The sequence below is a fragment of the Stenotrophomonas sp. GL_101 genome, from assembly GCF_057835675.1.
In genome coordinates this window covers 2,304,076-2,319,022 of sequence record NZ_CM174432.1, presented here as the reverse complement: position 1 = coordinate 2,319,022, position 14,947 = coordinate 2,304,076, and the positions used below count along the sequence as shown (strand labels likewise).

Sequence of the window (14,947 nt, the reverse complement as noted above, 5' to 3'; positions counted from 1 at the left end):
ACGTCTCCGTGACTTGCTCCAGCTCGCTCGACCCGGCCTCAGCCAAGTGCCAGGCCTGTTGAAGTTGCTCAGAGGTTGGGGGCGATCTAGGCATAGGCGGCGGGACCTGATCGAGGTGCTGTCTGTCAGCCGGGCGACCACCCTCGCAAACAATGTGCTCAATAGCTAGAGATCAATCGCTTGCGCCCGGACGTCACTCAGGCCTTAATCGGGACCTCGCCCTGGTCTGGGTACCGCCAGCGGCCGGGATGGCTGTTGGATAGCTATTCCTAAGAGACAATGGCTAACACCAGTGCCACGATCAGTGCTGAAGTCAGCAGAAATGAAGCAAGTACGAAGCCAAACGCTGGCAGATGCCCTCCTCCGTTCAGCGCGACGAATGTCTTCGTTCGAGCCCACAAGTACCACGCCACCGTAAGCTCCCCCGGCAGCCAGACACCCGATAAGTAGAGCTTTCTGGCATCTTTAACCAGCCAGGAGGTTGCATGCGCACATCAAGATTCACCGAGACGCAGATCATCACGATCCTCAAGCAGGGCGATGCCGGGCTTGCGGTGAAGGATCTATGTCGCCAGGCCGGCATCAGCACGGCGACGTATTACCAGTGGAAGAGCAAGTACGGCGGGCTTGAGGCGTCCGAGCTTCGTCGAGTCAAGGACCTCGAAGCTGAGAACGCCAAGCTCAAACGCATGTATGCGGAAATGGCGCTGGACAACGCGGCGCTGAAGGACCTGATCGCAAAAAAACTGTAGGGCCGGGTCAGAAGCGTGAGGCAGTGCGTTTCCTCACCGAGGTGCACGCGCGCCCCCTGAGCCGGTCCTGCGGTTATGTGGGTTTGTCTCGTGCGGCCTGGTATGCGCCGCCACTGGACTGGACCGTGCGCGATGCGGAGTTGATCTCGGCATTGGCCAAGCTGGTCGAGGAGCGGCCCAGTCGAGGTTTCTGGAAGTGCAGCGATCAACTACGCAAGAAGCGACGGGACTGGAATCCGAAGCGGATCTATCGGGTATACAAGGCGATGAAGCTCAACCTGAGAAGAGCGGCCAAGCGCCGTCTGCCAAAGCGCGAGCGGGTGCCGCTGTATGTTCCCAGGCAGCCAGATACCGTCTGGTCCATGGACTTCATGAGTGACGCGTTGGCCTGTGGCAAACGATTCCGAACGTTCAATGTGGTCGACGACTTCAACCGCGAGGTGCTGCATATCGAGGTGGATACATCACTCAACTCTGGTCGCTTGGTGCGCGTGTTCGAGCAGCTCAAACGTGATCACGGATTACCGCAGGTTCTACGGTCGGACAATGGCCCTGAGTTCCTGGGCGAAGCATTTACCCAGTGGGCCAAACTCGGCGGCGTGGCGCTGCGATACATCCAACCTGGAAAGCCCAACCAGAACGCCTTCATCGAACGCTTCAACCGCACGTTCCGTGAGGAAGTGCTGGACCAGCACCTCTTCGCACGCCTTGAGGACGTACGTGAGGCAGCGCATTGGTGGATGATCGATTACAACGAGATTCGTCCACATGACTCGCTCAGCGGCATGAGCCCCGTCGAGTACCGTACCGCTCACACCAGAAGCTCTACTTTAGAAATGTCTGCTTGACGGGGGAGCTTACGATACAGCTTCCTCAGTGATAGGCCAATTTTATTCAGTAATCGCTGGCATCCAACGCCCTCATGTGCCCGAGCACCAGATCTTTGCGGATACCTTCCATGCGCATGCCGAGCGCAGTTGCGTTGGCTGCCTTCGAAGCGCGCCGCTGCCTGCGCTGCTGCCGCCGCGAAGGCGCGCAGGCTGGCGCTCACCACACTGGTGGCCACTTTGATCAGGTTTCTGCGCCCCCCTCCGTGCGCAGTGCGTCGGCCGAATACCGCTCTCGCGACACCACTGCATATGCCGCTTCGGGCCGGCGACGGGTGCTGCGCCGCTCAATTATCTCCACCAGGCCAGCCTCTTCCAGCCGTTCCAGGTGGTGATAGTATGAGGTAATGGAAGTAGAGATTGCCTTCCAGGATCGCACGAGTATGGCATGCAACCGCATGGAACCTCCATTTAGCATGGTCACTTTCAACCCAACCGCGCGATCGGGTGCTCTCGGTGGCCGAGCTCCGCGCCTACTGGCAAGGGATCGAGGCCATGCCCGATCGGCAAGGTGCCCTGCTCCGCTTCCACTTGCTGACCGGCGGCCAGCGGATTGCGCAGTTGATCCGGCGGCGGTGGTCCGATCACGATGCCGACACCGGTACCGGATCCGTACAGCTGTTGGACAACAAGGGGCGTCGCAGACAACCCCGCGTGCACCTGGTGCCGCTGCTTCCCAGGTGATCATCGATCTGGGCCTCTTGCGCGGTGACGAAGCCGGTCCACACCTGTTCTCACTCACCGATGGCAAGGCCCCTGCGACCTATGACGATTTCCGGGGAGTCATGGATCCAGTGGTCGCGGCGATGGTCGCTGCGGAAGAGCTGGAGTCCCCCTTACACCGGACGATCTGCGCCGCACTGTCAAGACGAGGCTCGCCGCGCTGGGCCTCTCCGAAGAAGTGCCTGGACACCTGCAATCCCACGGCCTGAGCGGCGTACAGAAGCGTCACTACAACTTCCTCGAATACGACGCAGAGAAGCGCGCCGCGATCGCTGCTCTGTATGAGCTTCTGAACGCAGCACCTGACACCGCATCACCTATCGACCGTCGAGCTACTGGCTGAGCCCCTCGCGACCTAGCATCACGTCTATCGCAAGATGCGTAGCCGCGCTAGCCCACTCAGGATTCTGAGGAGCGCTGGCGGTTTGAGAACCCTGCCTACAATCCGAACTTTGCTGTTGAGGTGCTGGAGCGTTCTCGCCGCAACAGCATCTGCACCAGTAGCCCGCCGCCTACCCGATCCAGCAGCTGCAGTTCGCCGCCATGCTGGCGCGCTGCAATTGCCGCCACGGCCAGGCCCAGCCCAGCCCCTCCGGTAGCCCGACTGCGCGAAGCCTCACTGCGCTGGAAAGGGCGCAGCAACCGCATCCGATCTTCTGCCGGGATGCCTGGACCACGGTCGGCTAGATCCAGCAATAGTACGTCGTCTGTGCAGCGGACCTGCAGTTCCATTGGCCCGGCATAGCGGGCGGCGTTATCTATCAGATTGTCCAGCGCACGACGCAGGAGCAGTCCATCGGCCTCCCATAGCAAGGCACCCGGCAAATCGGTCTGAATCTCCACTCCGCGCAGTCGGGCCGACTGCACACAGTCCTCCAGCAAAGCGGCCAGGTCCAGCAACTGCATTGATGGCGGCTCCAATTCGCCGTGCGCGTAATCGAGCACTTGCTGGATCATCACGTTCATCCGATCGATATCGGCAACCATACGTCTAGCCGCCTCGGGCGGTGCAAATTCCGCGCGCAACCGAAGTCCCGTCAGTGGCGTACGAAGGTCATGCGCAACCGCTGCCAGCATGCGGGTCATTTCCTGCGCCTGTTCGCGCAACCGAATGCGGCTAGCATTGATCGCCGCCGCCAGCACCTGGACTTCGCGCGGACCATCGTCGGGAAGCGGCGCCATCGAGCGCAGGTCGCCCTCGGCGCTGGCATCGGCCAGCCGGCGCAGCGGACGCCCCAGACGAATCGCGGCCCAAGCCGCCAACGGCCCCAGCAACACCGTGCCGGCCAGCAGGGCCAGCAGCACCTGGCGCCGCCACGCCGCCAGGTCACTGTGATCACTACCGACCACCCGCCAGTGGCCATCGGCCTGCTGGACCGCCAGCTCGAACGGCGGCAACTGCATCGCGCCTAGCAGCTGCCCCTGCGCCTGAAGGAACTGATGGCGTTGTGCTGCATTGAGCACGGTACTGCCCTCAATAACTTGCACCTCGGGTACTTTGCCCGAACCACTCCAGATCAGGCGCACCTGGGATGCCGGCACTTGCAGCTGCTGCGCGGCGAGCATCGACAACCAAGGGCTGAGGCTGCCGGACGGTGCTGCAGCCCGCTGCTGCACGCGAAGACCCACGTTGCCTGCCGCGATCTCGCCGCGCAGCACCTGCACCGCCTGCCCCAGCCGCATGGGCGGTGGCACCGGTCGCGGCAACCAGCCCACCACCGCCACACTCACCAGAGTTGCCAGCAACAGGCTTGCCAATGCCAGCATGGCAATCCAGCGCCCAGTGGACCAACGCTGCGTCACAGGCGTTCCACCGTGCGACCGAAGCGGTACCCTTCTCCGCGCAACGTCAGGATCAAGCCCTCGCCGCCTCTCGCAGCTCGTTCCAGCTTGCGTCGCAGGCGGCTGACTGCCAGATCAATGGAACGGTCAACACTGTCGCTCTGCTCGCCGTGCACCAGCTGCATCAGCCGCTCCCGATCAAGCATCCGTCCGGCGCGCTCGATCAATGCTTGCAGCAACGTAAATTCACTGCGGCTCAGCGCCACTTCATTGCCATCGGGCGCCAATAGACGCCGTTGATCGGGGAACATGCACCATCCACCAAAGCGCAACTCGGCAACCGCCTGCACGCGCAGCTTGTCCTGTCGACGCAGCAAAGCACGCACCCGCGCCAACAGCTCGCGCGGATCAAAGGGCTTGGCAAGATAATCGTCGGCACCCATTTCCAGACCGATCACACGATCGGGCGCACTGCCCATCGCCGACAGCATTAGGATCGGAATGGCGCGCGCCTGCAGTCGCCGGCAGACCGATAGACCATCCTCGCCAGGCATCATCCAGTCGAGGATGATCAGATCGGGGCGTTCGGCCAGCAGCAGCGTATCCAGCGTCGCCGCATCGGCAGCCATACGTATCCGATACCCGTGCAGTTCAAGGCATTCGGCGATGGCATCGCGAATACTGATGTCGTCGTCGACAACGATGATCTGGGCAGAACGGCTCATGCGCGCAGTATCGATCCGGAATGTATCGATACGGTATCAACCTGGACATCATCGCGATACCTTGGCACGCGCAAATGCTGCTTACCCTGTACCGGAGAACCACAATGCGTCTCATCCTGCTTCCACTGCTCGCCCTCGCTACGCCCGCATCGGCGGCCCCCGCCCACACGCTGCCGATGTGGATGCAGGGCAGCCACCCTGCCATTGCCGTGAACCTGGATGGACGTGCCGAGCCGCTGCGGTTCGTGGTGGACAGCGCGGCCGGCGCCACCTTGGTCGATGACCGGGTCGCCCGCCGCTACAATCTGCAGGACAGCAAGGGCGTGGTATCGGGAGCACAAGGGGCCAGCTCCAGCGGCACCCAGTTGCGACAGGTGCGCACCACCACCTGGCAGCTGGGTAGCTTGCAGCTGCAGGCAACGGCGGTGCAGACTGACCTCAGCAAGCTCCCCAGTGGAGATGACCCGGCAATCGACGGTATCATCGGCAATGACCTCACCCGGCGCTGGGATACCCGGTGGGACTTCGCCGCCGGCACCCTACAGCTTTGGTCGCCGGCGACCCTGCCCGACGGCGCGCATTGCCAGGCCAATGCGCTACCGGCGCGTGGACCGGCTATGAAGGGATTCGCCTTCATCACCGTCCGCCTTGGTAGGGAGAACGTGGAGGCCATCGCAGTGGTCGATACTGGCGCAGCGCAGACCGTGCTCAACGCCGCAGCCGCGGCCGCGCTGGGAGTCCGTACCGATGGCACCGACCCTCGCGTGAAAATCCGCGAAAAGGGTACGTCCGGCTTGGGTGGCCAAGAGCATCCCACCTGGCTCTATACCTTGCCTGCGATGGCAAGCAGCAACTGGTTGCACGCCGCCATGGAAGTGCGTATCAGCGATCTGCCGGTGTTCAAGGCATTGGGTCTGGACAAGCGGCCGGCGCTAATCCTAGGGGCCGATGCGATGCATGGCGCGAAGATCGACATTACCGCCGGCGCGGAGCGCATTTGCTTGCAGGCCCCATCCGCCGGTTGATCGGCGGGAAAGGCGCCGAGCCGCGTTGCCCGGCGCCTTCCACCTATTGCCTCGACGTGTGGACGTCTGCAGGGAGGCTGGAAGGGACTGGTGTTCTCCCACGGACCAGCCAGCAACTACTGCAGGTGCACCAGCATGGGCTGCAGATCGCGGTGTTCCCGGTACTCGCGCGCGCTCGTGGTCTCGGCCAGATAGGCATCCAAGACCGCGGCGAAGAACAGCAGCAGAGCTGCCCCTGTCGAGAAAGAGTGCCCACCGCAACTGGGTGCCAAGCGCAGGAAAGTGCTGCGGCAGCGGCGACACACGCAGCGCCCATTGCGCCAGCAACTGGCCGATTGTCAGGTCAGTTCAAGGCTCGACCTTTGTCCGCTTTCGGCCCAAAGCGGACATGCGCCCTACCCCCGTAAACATTCCTAATTCCTTGCCCTGCTCAGTGCCTGCTCCCGCCGGCACCAGCTGGCACGTGGTCTGGATCTGCAAAGTGACGCCGCCGCGAGCTGGTGCCATCGCGCACTCGGCGGGACGGCGCTGGGTCAGAAGCGATAGGCCGCCCTGGCGACGACGCTACGACCGAGTAGGTCGTACTGAGTGGTGTCCACGGGGACATTTCCATACACGCCCGCCACGCCTGCAGAGATGGTGTCCGGCTCACGGTTGAATAGCTGGCCTTCAGCAACCTGGGCGACAGGCAGCCCGAGGCCGGCATCATCATGACCAATCTGGTGTTCGCAGCACTGCATCCGGACATTGTCGCGACCTGGGAACACCCTGTTGCCGGGGAGGTTGCCGCCGTCAGCGCGAGCGCAAACGCATCGTTCGACCAGCTGCAAGGCGGCAACGACTACCTCGCCTTCAGCGACGACCTGCGTGGCAAGCTGGGCGTCAGCATCGGTGCCGGCCTGATGGCCTCCCTGTGCCCCTACGGCGCACCGACGCCGATGGTGTTAAGAAAGAAAGGCTCGCCCACTGGCGGGCCTTCCGCTTAGGTCGAATGCGCACTTACCAGCTCGCCGACACACCGATCTGCGCGTTGGTATCGCTATAGCCCTGGCTGCCGCTTTGATGGACAATCTGGCCCCAGCCGCGCCAGCCGCGCCAGCCGCCCGACAGATTCACTTGCACACCGGCCTTGGCCTCGTAAATATCGCGGGGCAGATCGCGCGGCAGCCGCTCGCCATTCATCGCAATCGCCGACGCATTGCCGCCGGACCACCAGTTCACTGCCAAGAAAGGATGCACCTGACCTTGACGCAGAGTCAACGAACGCGTGTACAGACGGGCGCCGACCCGAGTGGTGGCGCCATCGGCACGCTCGCTTTGCACCACGGTACCGTTGACTTCGGTCACGCGGTCAGCATCGTAACGGCTGTGCAGGACCTGCAACTGCGGCTCAAGGTAGATCGCGCGCCGTTCGTTCTGATGTAGCGAAATCGCGTAGCCGATCTCGGCCGAGCCGGTCCAGCTGCGCGAGCGGTAGCGCTCCTTCTGCAAGCCATCACCTTGCACGCTGTTGCGGAAGCGGCCGTACTGTAGCCAGCTGTCCACATAGAAACCACTTCCCGTGGCTGCATTCTGCAGCCAGGTGCCGTACACGCCCAGGCTTGTGCCGGTGACATCACCGCGCGCGCTATAGCCAGTCACCCGTGAGGTAGTGTTGTTGCGCGCGCGGCCTTGGCCGCCCATCACACCCACCTGCAGGCTGCCGCCATAGTTGGACTCGAACGCCCGACCGACGCCCAGCAACAGGCTGTCGACATGGCTGTCGACGCTGACCTGATCGCCGGCACTGCGGCCATCCCGCTGGCTGCTGCGCAGGTAAGCCCATGCAGTGGCACGCACAGCATCCGGCTCCTGCGACAGCGTGCTCGTATCACCGGCACGGTCGTGCAGGCTGTGCCGGAACATGCGCAGCGCCGCGGTCTGGTTGGCCAGATAGGCGGCCGGCTCGGGGCGTTCGATTCTCAGCGGCGTAACCGGGGTGACAGGGGCCGTAACTGGTGGGGTGACGGGAGGTGTAACTGGCGGGGTCACAGGAGGTGTAACTGGCGGGGTCACAGGAGGTGTAACTGGCGGGGTGACCTCTGACCGCAAGTACCAGTTGCCATCGCCCGGCGTAGTTATGCCGCCCTTGAACAGCTGGTACTCATAAGCACCCGCCACCGAGCGCCCCAGCAGGGTGAACTGTGCGTTGGACTGGCCGGTCACGCTGATCAAGCGGATGCCCTCGCTGGTCGCAGCGCCCGCTCCTCCCGCATTGAGCACGCTGATGCCTGCAGTACCGCTACTGTTGCCCTGAATCACCACCTGGTCGCCCAGCGAGGCGTCATCACCCAGCTTGCGATTCATGATCCAGGTGCCGTTGTTGCCGATGTAGTCTCCGCTGACTGTGAGTGTCTTGAAGTCGTCTTGGGTCGGCGCGACGAAGGCGATGGTGCCAGCGTGGTCCAGCATGCGCAATGCCGACTCGCCGCGAACGTTCCAGCGGCTGGTGGTATCGATGGACAAGTTGGAAACACGGTTCGCAGCCAAGGTGCTCAGCGCACCTGTGAGCGTCGATCCGTTATTCAGCACGATAGCAACCTGGGCTGTTGCACTGTTTACAGACACGTCGCCCGTCAGCTTGGAATTGTTCGCATCAAGCCTCACCTCGCCAGCTAGGAGCAGGCTGAAAGGGCCTTCCAAGGGATCAATCATCACATCATTGACCGAGACCAGTTCGCCCCTACTATCATCGCGATCTCGACGACTGATGACAGTGCTGTCGATGAGCTGGATTGCGTGATTGCCGGCATTGACTGAAATCGCGGTGCCGTCGGTTGTATCCAAGGCACTACGAGTGAATGTCGCTACATTCACCAGTGGGCTGTCCGTAGTACTTGAGGCGCTAAAGCCGGCCGAGCCCAGCCCATCGGAGCGGATGACTGCATCTGTCACGGAGAGTTCGCCACCGTCAATCTGCTTGATGCCAGCGCCATAGTCGCCTAGCGCATCGATGGAGCCTTTCACGAAGTCGAGGTGTGACTTCTCGCCACTGACAAATGCACCGGTAGCACCATTCCCATCAACTGCGATCACAAGGCCATCGGTGCTGATCCGGCCGGATGACGCGCCCGAGTACCTTGTCTCCAGATAGAGGCCGTACCCGCCCTTTTCGGTCTTGATGGTTCCGCCCTTCACATTTGCAAGGCCGCCCTCCACGTATATGCCTTTTCCTGCGCTAAACGCCCCGTCAGTATGGATGTCTGTATCGTACACTTCAGCGAATGAGGTGTCGTCCGAAAGGTGTATTCCAGAGGCGCCATTCTGAGAAATTATGGCTGTTCCGATCGTGGTCAGTTGTCCTGCTTCGCTTACGCTAAGAACATGGCCGCCGTCGCTCTCAAGCACGCCTCGATGTATGGTGGCCGAAGAAGTGAATCCACCAATTTTGTCTCCGAGCAATTTCAGTACGCCTCCCTTGCTGGTGACCGAGGTATATTCAAGATCGAGACTCCCGCCGGCATTGGCGTACAACATGCCATTGCTCATCGTGACCCTTGTCAGGTAAATCTTCGAATCTTTACCGTAGGCATCGACGCCCGCGACGTTGTCGCCATCCTGGTAAGCGAGGTTGAGCGATTCAAGCGCGATCACCCCCCCTTCCTCTGCTGCAATGGTGGCATTGACTCCGCTAGCAATTGCGATGCCATATGCCACGATGTAGCTTCCGCTGCCGGTGGCCAGCAGTGCGCTGCCCTCGCTGGTCAAGCGGCCGCCCTCTAGTAAGATCTGGCTGCCATCGCGTGCATTCACGGTGGCAAAGCCCGAAGCATTGCTCAGCGCCGTGATGTTCACGTTCGACGTCGTAATCGTACTGTTCGCTCCCGAGGCATCAAGGGCTGAGAATACGCTGCCGGTTGCTGGATTTAGGTTAAGCGTGCTGTCGCGCAAGTTCACAGATCCGCCCTGCGTTGAGGTCACACCGGTGCCGAGGTCCCCCAAGGTTAAGGTGACGCCCTCAGCGCCGATGTAGGCTCCCTGTCCGGAAGCGCTCAGCGCAACGCCATTGGCAACGGTTACCGTATCGCCCGGTGCGAGGCTTACGACCTCGCCTGCCACCGCAGTCACCGGGGTGGTGAAATCAACAGCTCCAGCATGGAAGCACGCCGCGATGGCGCCGCTAAGCACCAGCAGGCGTGGCCTGGCCTTCAGCCGGGTGCGAACGAGGGGACGCCCAGCCCATGCCAGAGCCAGCGCCGGCTTCTGTGATTCCATTGTGTGATCGGGCGCGCATTCTTGTTTGGCGTTCATGTGCTAGACCCTAGGGTGAGCTCGGCATCATACTTCAATGTAATCCTGAGCCTCGAAAGTGCTAGGTCCCGTGAAATCAAGACGGTCCGTCTGAGGCTTGCCACGGGCTGATTCCAGCCCCAGCCGCCCACTCCCACATGCCCCCCAGCCCTGGAGCAGATGCAGCAGGCCAGACGCGGCCCAGATAGGAGCGAAGGAACTGGGGCGGGTCAAGCGTTCAAGCCGCGTCGGCTGCTGAGGATGACGAAGCCCCAAGCGAGGGGCCCGATGAAGACTGGGGCAAGGGGTGACAACTGCTATCACGGTGCAAGTGCTGATCGCGCTGAATCGCCCCGGCTTCTGTAGACACCCCGAAATCTCATTTTGATTGCTGCTTTTCGAGCCCTACCGGAGACAGCCCGTTGTTGTGTCCGTGCTGTCGCCTGGTGTTATAGAGCATCTCGATGTAGTTGAAGACGTCGGACTTTGCTTCCTCGCGAGTCACGTAGATCCGGCGCTTGATGCGCTCGTGTTTGAGAAGTTGGAAGAAGCTCTCGGCGACCGCGTTGTCGTGACAGTTGCCTCGCCGGCTCATGCTGCTGACCAGTCCATGCACTTTCAGGAAATCTTGCCAGTCGTGTCCAGTGAACTGCGTGCCTTGATCGGAATGCACTAGCATCCCGGCGGGCGGCTTCCATCGCCATACGGCCATCATCAAGGCTTGCAGCACCAGGTCGGCGTGCATCGTCGATTGCATTGCCCAGCCTATGATCTTCCTTGAAAAAAGATCCAGTACCGCAGCCAAGTACAGCCAGCACTCGTGCGTTCGTATGTAGGTGATGTCGGTCACCCATGCCGGATTGGCGATGCTCGGATCGAACTAACGCGCCAGCTGATTGTTGGCGACGATAGCCGGCTTCTCTCCGCGCATGCCCAGCCGGCGGCAATAGCCTGCCTGGGCCCGCAGACATTCTTGTCGCATCAATCGCGCCGTCCGATGCTTGCCACACGATTCACCCAAGTCGCGCAGATCACGGGAGATATCCCGGTAGCCGTACACGCCGCCGCTTTCCAGCCAGCACTGCTTGATCAGGCCCAGGACACGCATGTCATCCTTGGGCCTTGGTGACATCGGGGCGCTCCGCCAGGCGTAGTACCCCCTGGGATGCAGGCCAAACACCTTACACGTGCATCGAAGGTGGAATTGCTGCTCATGATCGAGCATGAGCGCGTACTTCACCCGGACAGCTTGGCAAAGTACGCTGCGGCCTTTTTTAGGATGTCTCGCTCTTCGGTCACCCGCCGCAACTCCGACTTCCCCCGTCGTAGTTTGGACGCCTGATCGATTGCCGCCGGATGCGTGGATGATGGATTGGCGTATTGCTTTCGCCAGGCATAGAGACTGTGGATCGATATGCCGAGCCGGCTTGCTACATCGGCGACTGAGTGTCCGCGGTCAGTGACTTGCTTGACCGCCTCAACCTTGAACTCCTGCGTGTATCGCTTGCTGCTCATAGACACCACTAGAGCTGTGAATTATGGCTGCAAGGTGTCTAGGAAAGTCGGGGTGATTCAGAGGCTGGAACGGAACCACCCCATCCTTGGAGACGGGGTGGTTCATCACATCAGAACGTATAGCCCAGGCCCAGCATCACGCCGTTCTGGAGCTGGCCGTCGCGACGCTCGCCCACGTAGTCGACCATCACCGACAGGCGATCGCTGGCGCGGCTGGTCACCCCCAGGTTCCAGGCCAGCACCTGCTCGCCCACGGTCTGGCTGCTGGCACCGAACACCAGGTCCGGCGCAGCGGCGAAGCCGGTGCTGTAACGGGCCTGGGTGTCGCCCAGTTCCTTCTGCCAGACCACGCGCGCGCGCGGGGTGATGCGCTCGCCGTTGTTGCCTTCGAAGGTCTTGAACAACTGCAGGCCCGCGCCGACGCGGATGCTTTCCAGGCTGTCACCACGCCCGACCAGCGCGCCAGCACCCTGCCCTTCATTGAAACGGGTGGCCGAGGTGCGCGCGTAGTCGACCACCGGCAGCAGCGGCTGGATCACCACGCCCTTGGCGGTGGTGAACGAGAAGCCGTGCTCCAGGCGGGCCGAGATCGCATCGTTGTTGTACTTGGCACGCAGCGGGCCCTGCAGGCCGTCGATGCCCTCGATGCTGCGGCGGGTGTCGTGGCGCAGATCGGTGTAGCGCACCGAGGCCGAGAGGTAGCCAAGCGAGTAGGTGGCATCCAGGTAGCCGCCCACATCCAGTGCGCGCACGTCGCCGGTGAACCCGGAACCATCACGCCCCTTGGTCGACATGTCGGCGGCGGCAACGCTGACGCCCAGGGTCACCCGGTCATCGGCCAGCTGCGTATCGGCACCGAGCACGATGCCGCCGACGGTATGGCTCAGGCCGGCCACGCCGCCCTCACCGTCGATGCGGCCATGGCTGCCGAAGCCGCGGCCCCAGAGGCCGTGGTTGCGTGGTGCTTCGCCGCCGAAGCTGGTGTTGCCACCGCCCGCCCCCGCCGGCTCCACCAGGTGCATCGCCAACTGGTTGAACAGGCTGCCATTGGCCATGCCGGGCTGCGCCGAAGCCGCCTGCGCAGCCTGTGCCGCCAAGCCGCCGGCGTCACCGCTGCCGCTGCGTCGTGCGGCCTGATGCTGCTGCACCACGCTGCCAATGCTGCCAACCAGCGCGTTGTCGGCCAGGCGCAGGCTGGCGTGGCCATCACCGCGCAGTGCACCGGCTTGCTGTGCGATCACATCGCGGTCAGCGAACTGCAGGATGCCGAGCAACGGATGCAGCGCCGAAGCAGGCTGTGATGCCGCCGTCCTCAATGCTTCTCCGAGACCTGCGCCCGATGCGGCGTTGGCGAACAGCGAGACATCATCGAAAGCAGGATTGGCGACCGCCCAGATCCCATTCCCCATCTGCCTGATGCTGAAGCTGAGCAGCGAATTGTTGCGCGGGTGGAACCTGCGCTGCGCCGCATCGGCACTGGTCAGATCGACGCTGTAGCCTGAATCGTCCTGGCGCTCGGCACGAGTGAAGGCCACCTGGCCGGGCTGCAGCTGCGGCACGCTAGCATCGAACTCACTGTCGCGATCGTTCAACAGCTTGCCGACTAATTGAATACCTTCGTTCCTGCCATAGATGCGTCCGTCCACAAGGGGAATCGAAAGATCCTGCCGGTAGTACCCCGGTGCGATGTCCAGAGCGAGCTTGCCTACGGTGCCGCCGATCAGGAAACCCGGCGCCGTGACGGCCGGTCCATTTCCGCACTCGAAGAAGTTGAGGAAACTCCCACAGCGATGTACTTCGAATTCACCCAGCGCCAGGCCAGCCTGGCGTGTTTCCGGGGTGATGTTGAACATTAATCTCCCCCCCTTGCCAAAGAACACAAGGCCATCGACCTTCAGCTGCCCGCCCTGCGGATGGAGATCACCACCGCTCACGGCTACTTGCGTCACTGTCGGAGCATTCCAGGCATAGTCGGGTTCGTTCGGGAAGTCCACAAAGCTGGTAGCTGCAATGGTTCCATGGCCTTCCAATCGCGATCCCGGATTCAGGATCGTGTACTGGGCTTTAATGGTCCCTCCGGCCATCGCCACCCGCCCCCCCTTATTGACCAGAACCGCCGCCTTGTTGTCCAGCTCACCGCCAGCGCCAATGCCGAGCAGGCCCGAGACCGTTGTATTCTCAGCTTTCAGTTGCCCGCCCTGAAGCGTCACGGCGCCTGCTGCTCCCACGATGGTGTGCAGCGTGACCAAGCGGGCGCCGCTGGTCACATTCACGTTTCCAGCCTCCGCCCAGAGGATCTCTGTCCCGCTGGACGTATCAGCCAGCCATGTGCCGCCACGTTCAAGCCGGATCATGCCGAAGACATCACCCGAGGCGATCTTAGCTGCGTCGAACGGGGCCGCACCGTAGCCGTCCGCACCAAGGCCGGACGCGTACTCATACTGCCCTGCATAGAAGTTGGGATTCAGATCACCACGCACGCTTCCCGCCACGCGGAGATAGTCAGCGGACAGGTCAACGCGTTCCGCGTTGGTGATGATCCGGTCGCTGAGGATGTCTACACCATCATAGACGGTGCAATTGTCCTTGGTGGGGCAGAACTGCGCAGGCTTGCCAGTCTTCGGATCGTAGTAGTAGAGGAATGAGTCGTAGGGAACCAGCATGCCGTTGATGGCACCCACCACGCGCGCAATGGCTTCCGGTGATGCGACGCCTTGCATCATCTTGGCATAGTGTTCGTCTGACACCTGCTGTGCGATCGGCACCACCTTGCCGTCTCCGCTGGTGCTGCCATGAATCATGAAAATATTGTCAGGAAAGCGGGAATCGAGCTCGGGAAGGTCGTAGTTGGCGATGCGACGTTCGACGCCTCCAATGAAGCTGGTGCCGCAGGCTGAGATGCACTTCCCTTGGAAGACCGAGGTAATCCCGCGCTGGCGAAGCAGTTCGCCGGTCCCTCGACCCGCGGCCGAATCGCCGCCAGGGCTGTCGCGGAACACCACCTGGCTGATGACCTTGCCGTTGCTCGCCACCGCATCCAGTACCTGGCGCAACCTTGTGTGATCATCATAGTTGACACCACCCGTCGCGATGATTCGATCACCATTGACGTGGAAAGTGTATGCCGACGCGACGGTCGGCAACGTAGCTGTAGTCAACGCGACACAGATGGCAGCGTCGAGCAGGCAGGGGCGGCGGAATCGAGGTGAAAAGGCAATGCTCTTCATTCATTTGTTCCTGAGGGCTATAGAAGGGTAAGGGCCGCATCG

The 14,947-nt window shown here is 62.1% G+C and carries 9 protein-coding genes and 1 pseudogene; 5 read left to right on the top strand and 5 right to left on the bottom strand.

Annotation, left to right across the window (positions count from 1 at the left end; all coding sequences use genetic code 11):
- Positions 1-485: 485 nt before the first annotated feature.
- The 3 genes from AC3IR9_RS10320 to AC3IR9_RS10310 all read left to right on the top strand — a co-directional run bounded on the left by AC3IR9_RS10320 (position 486) and on the right by AC3IR9_RS10310 (position 2,571).
- Positions 486-1,600 (top strand): IS3 family transposase gene (locus tag AC3IR9_RS10320; RefSeq protein WP_489292866.1). Its coding sequence is split into 2 segments (ribosomal slippage): positions 486-738 and positions 738-1,600, totalling 1,116 coding nucleotides; the frame shifts between segments, so codons are not numbered across the junction.
- Between the two features lie 495 nt (positions 1,601-2,095).
- Complete coding sequence (locus tag AC3IR9_RS10315) at positions 2,096-2,323, top strand: site-specific integrase (protein WP_489295627.1); 228 nt, start codon at positions 2,096-2,098, stop codon at positions 2,321-2,323.
- Positions 2,320-2,571, top strand: coding sequence for a hypothetical protein (locus AC3IR9_RS10310; protein ID WP_489295626.1), 252 nt, complete (start codon positions 2,320-2,322; stop codon positions 2,569-2,571). Before AC3IR9_RS10315 ends, AC3IR9_RS10310 begins: the two co-directional genes overlap by 4 nt.
- Positions 2,572-2,800: 229 nt before the next feature.
- On the opposite strand, the gene AC3IR9_RS10305 is transcribed toward AC3IR9_RS10310, so the two are convergent.
- On the bottom strand, positions 2,801-4,129 hold the full coding sequence (locus tag AC3IR9_RS10305; RefSeq protein WP_489295625.1) for a sensor histidine kinase: 1,329 nt from the start codon (positions 4,127-4,129) through the stop codon (positions 2,801-2,803).
- A gap of 32 nt (positions 4,130-4,161) precedes the next feature.
- The gene (locus AC3IR9_RS10300; protein WP_489295624.1) at positions 4,162-4,869 is read right to left on the bottom strand and encodes a response regulator; all 708 of its coding nucleotides are present in this window, start codon (positions 4,867-4,869) and stop codon (positions 4,162-4,164) included.
- A gap of 104 nt (positions 4,870-4,973) precedes the next feature.
- Between AC3IR9_RS10300 and AC3IR9_RS10295 the strand changes: the two genes are divergently transcribed.
- On the top strand, positions 4,974-5,894 hold the full coding sequence (locus tag AC3IR9_RS10295; protein ID WP_489295623.1) for an aspartyl protease family protein: 921 nt from the start codon (positions 4,974-4,976) through the stop codon (positions 5,892-5,894).
- A gap of 710 nt (positions 5,895-6,604) precedes the next feature.
- Complete coding sequence (locus AC3IR9_RS10290; RefSeq protein ID WP_489295622.1) at positions 6,605-6,880, top strand: hypothetical protein; 276 nt, start codon at positions 6,605-6,607, stop codon at positions 6,878-6,880.
- Positions 6,881-6,893: 13 nt separating this feature from the next.
- On the opposite strand, the gene AC3IR9_RS10285 is transcribed toward AC3IR9_RS10290, so the two are convergent.
- From AC3IR9_RS10285 to AC3IR9_RS10275, 3 genes and pseudogenes are all read right to left on the bottom strand, one after another.
- Positions 6,894-10,184 (bottom strand): autotransporter family protein, encoded by a 3,291-nt coding sequence (locus AC3IR9_RS10285; RefSeq protein WP_489295621.1) that lies wholly within the window; start codon positions 10,182-10,184, stop codon positions 6,894-6,896.
- A gap of 358 nt (positions 10,185-10,542) precedes the next feature.
- Positions 10,543-11,678: pseudogene (locus AC3IR9_RS10280) on the bottom strand (IS3 family transposase).
- Positions 11,679-11,788: 110 nt separating this feature from the next.
- On the bottom strand, positions 11,789-14,905 hold the full coding sequence (locus tag AC3IR9_RS10275) for an autotransporter domain-containing protein (RefSeq protein WP_489295620.1): 3,117 nt from the start codon (positions 14,903-14,905) through the stop codon (positions 11,789-11,791).
- Between the last annotated feature and the right edge of the window lie 42 nt (positions 14,906-14,947).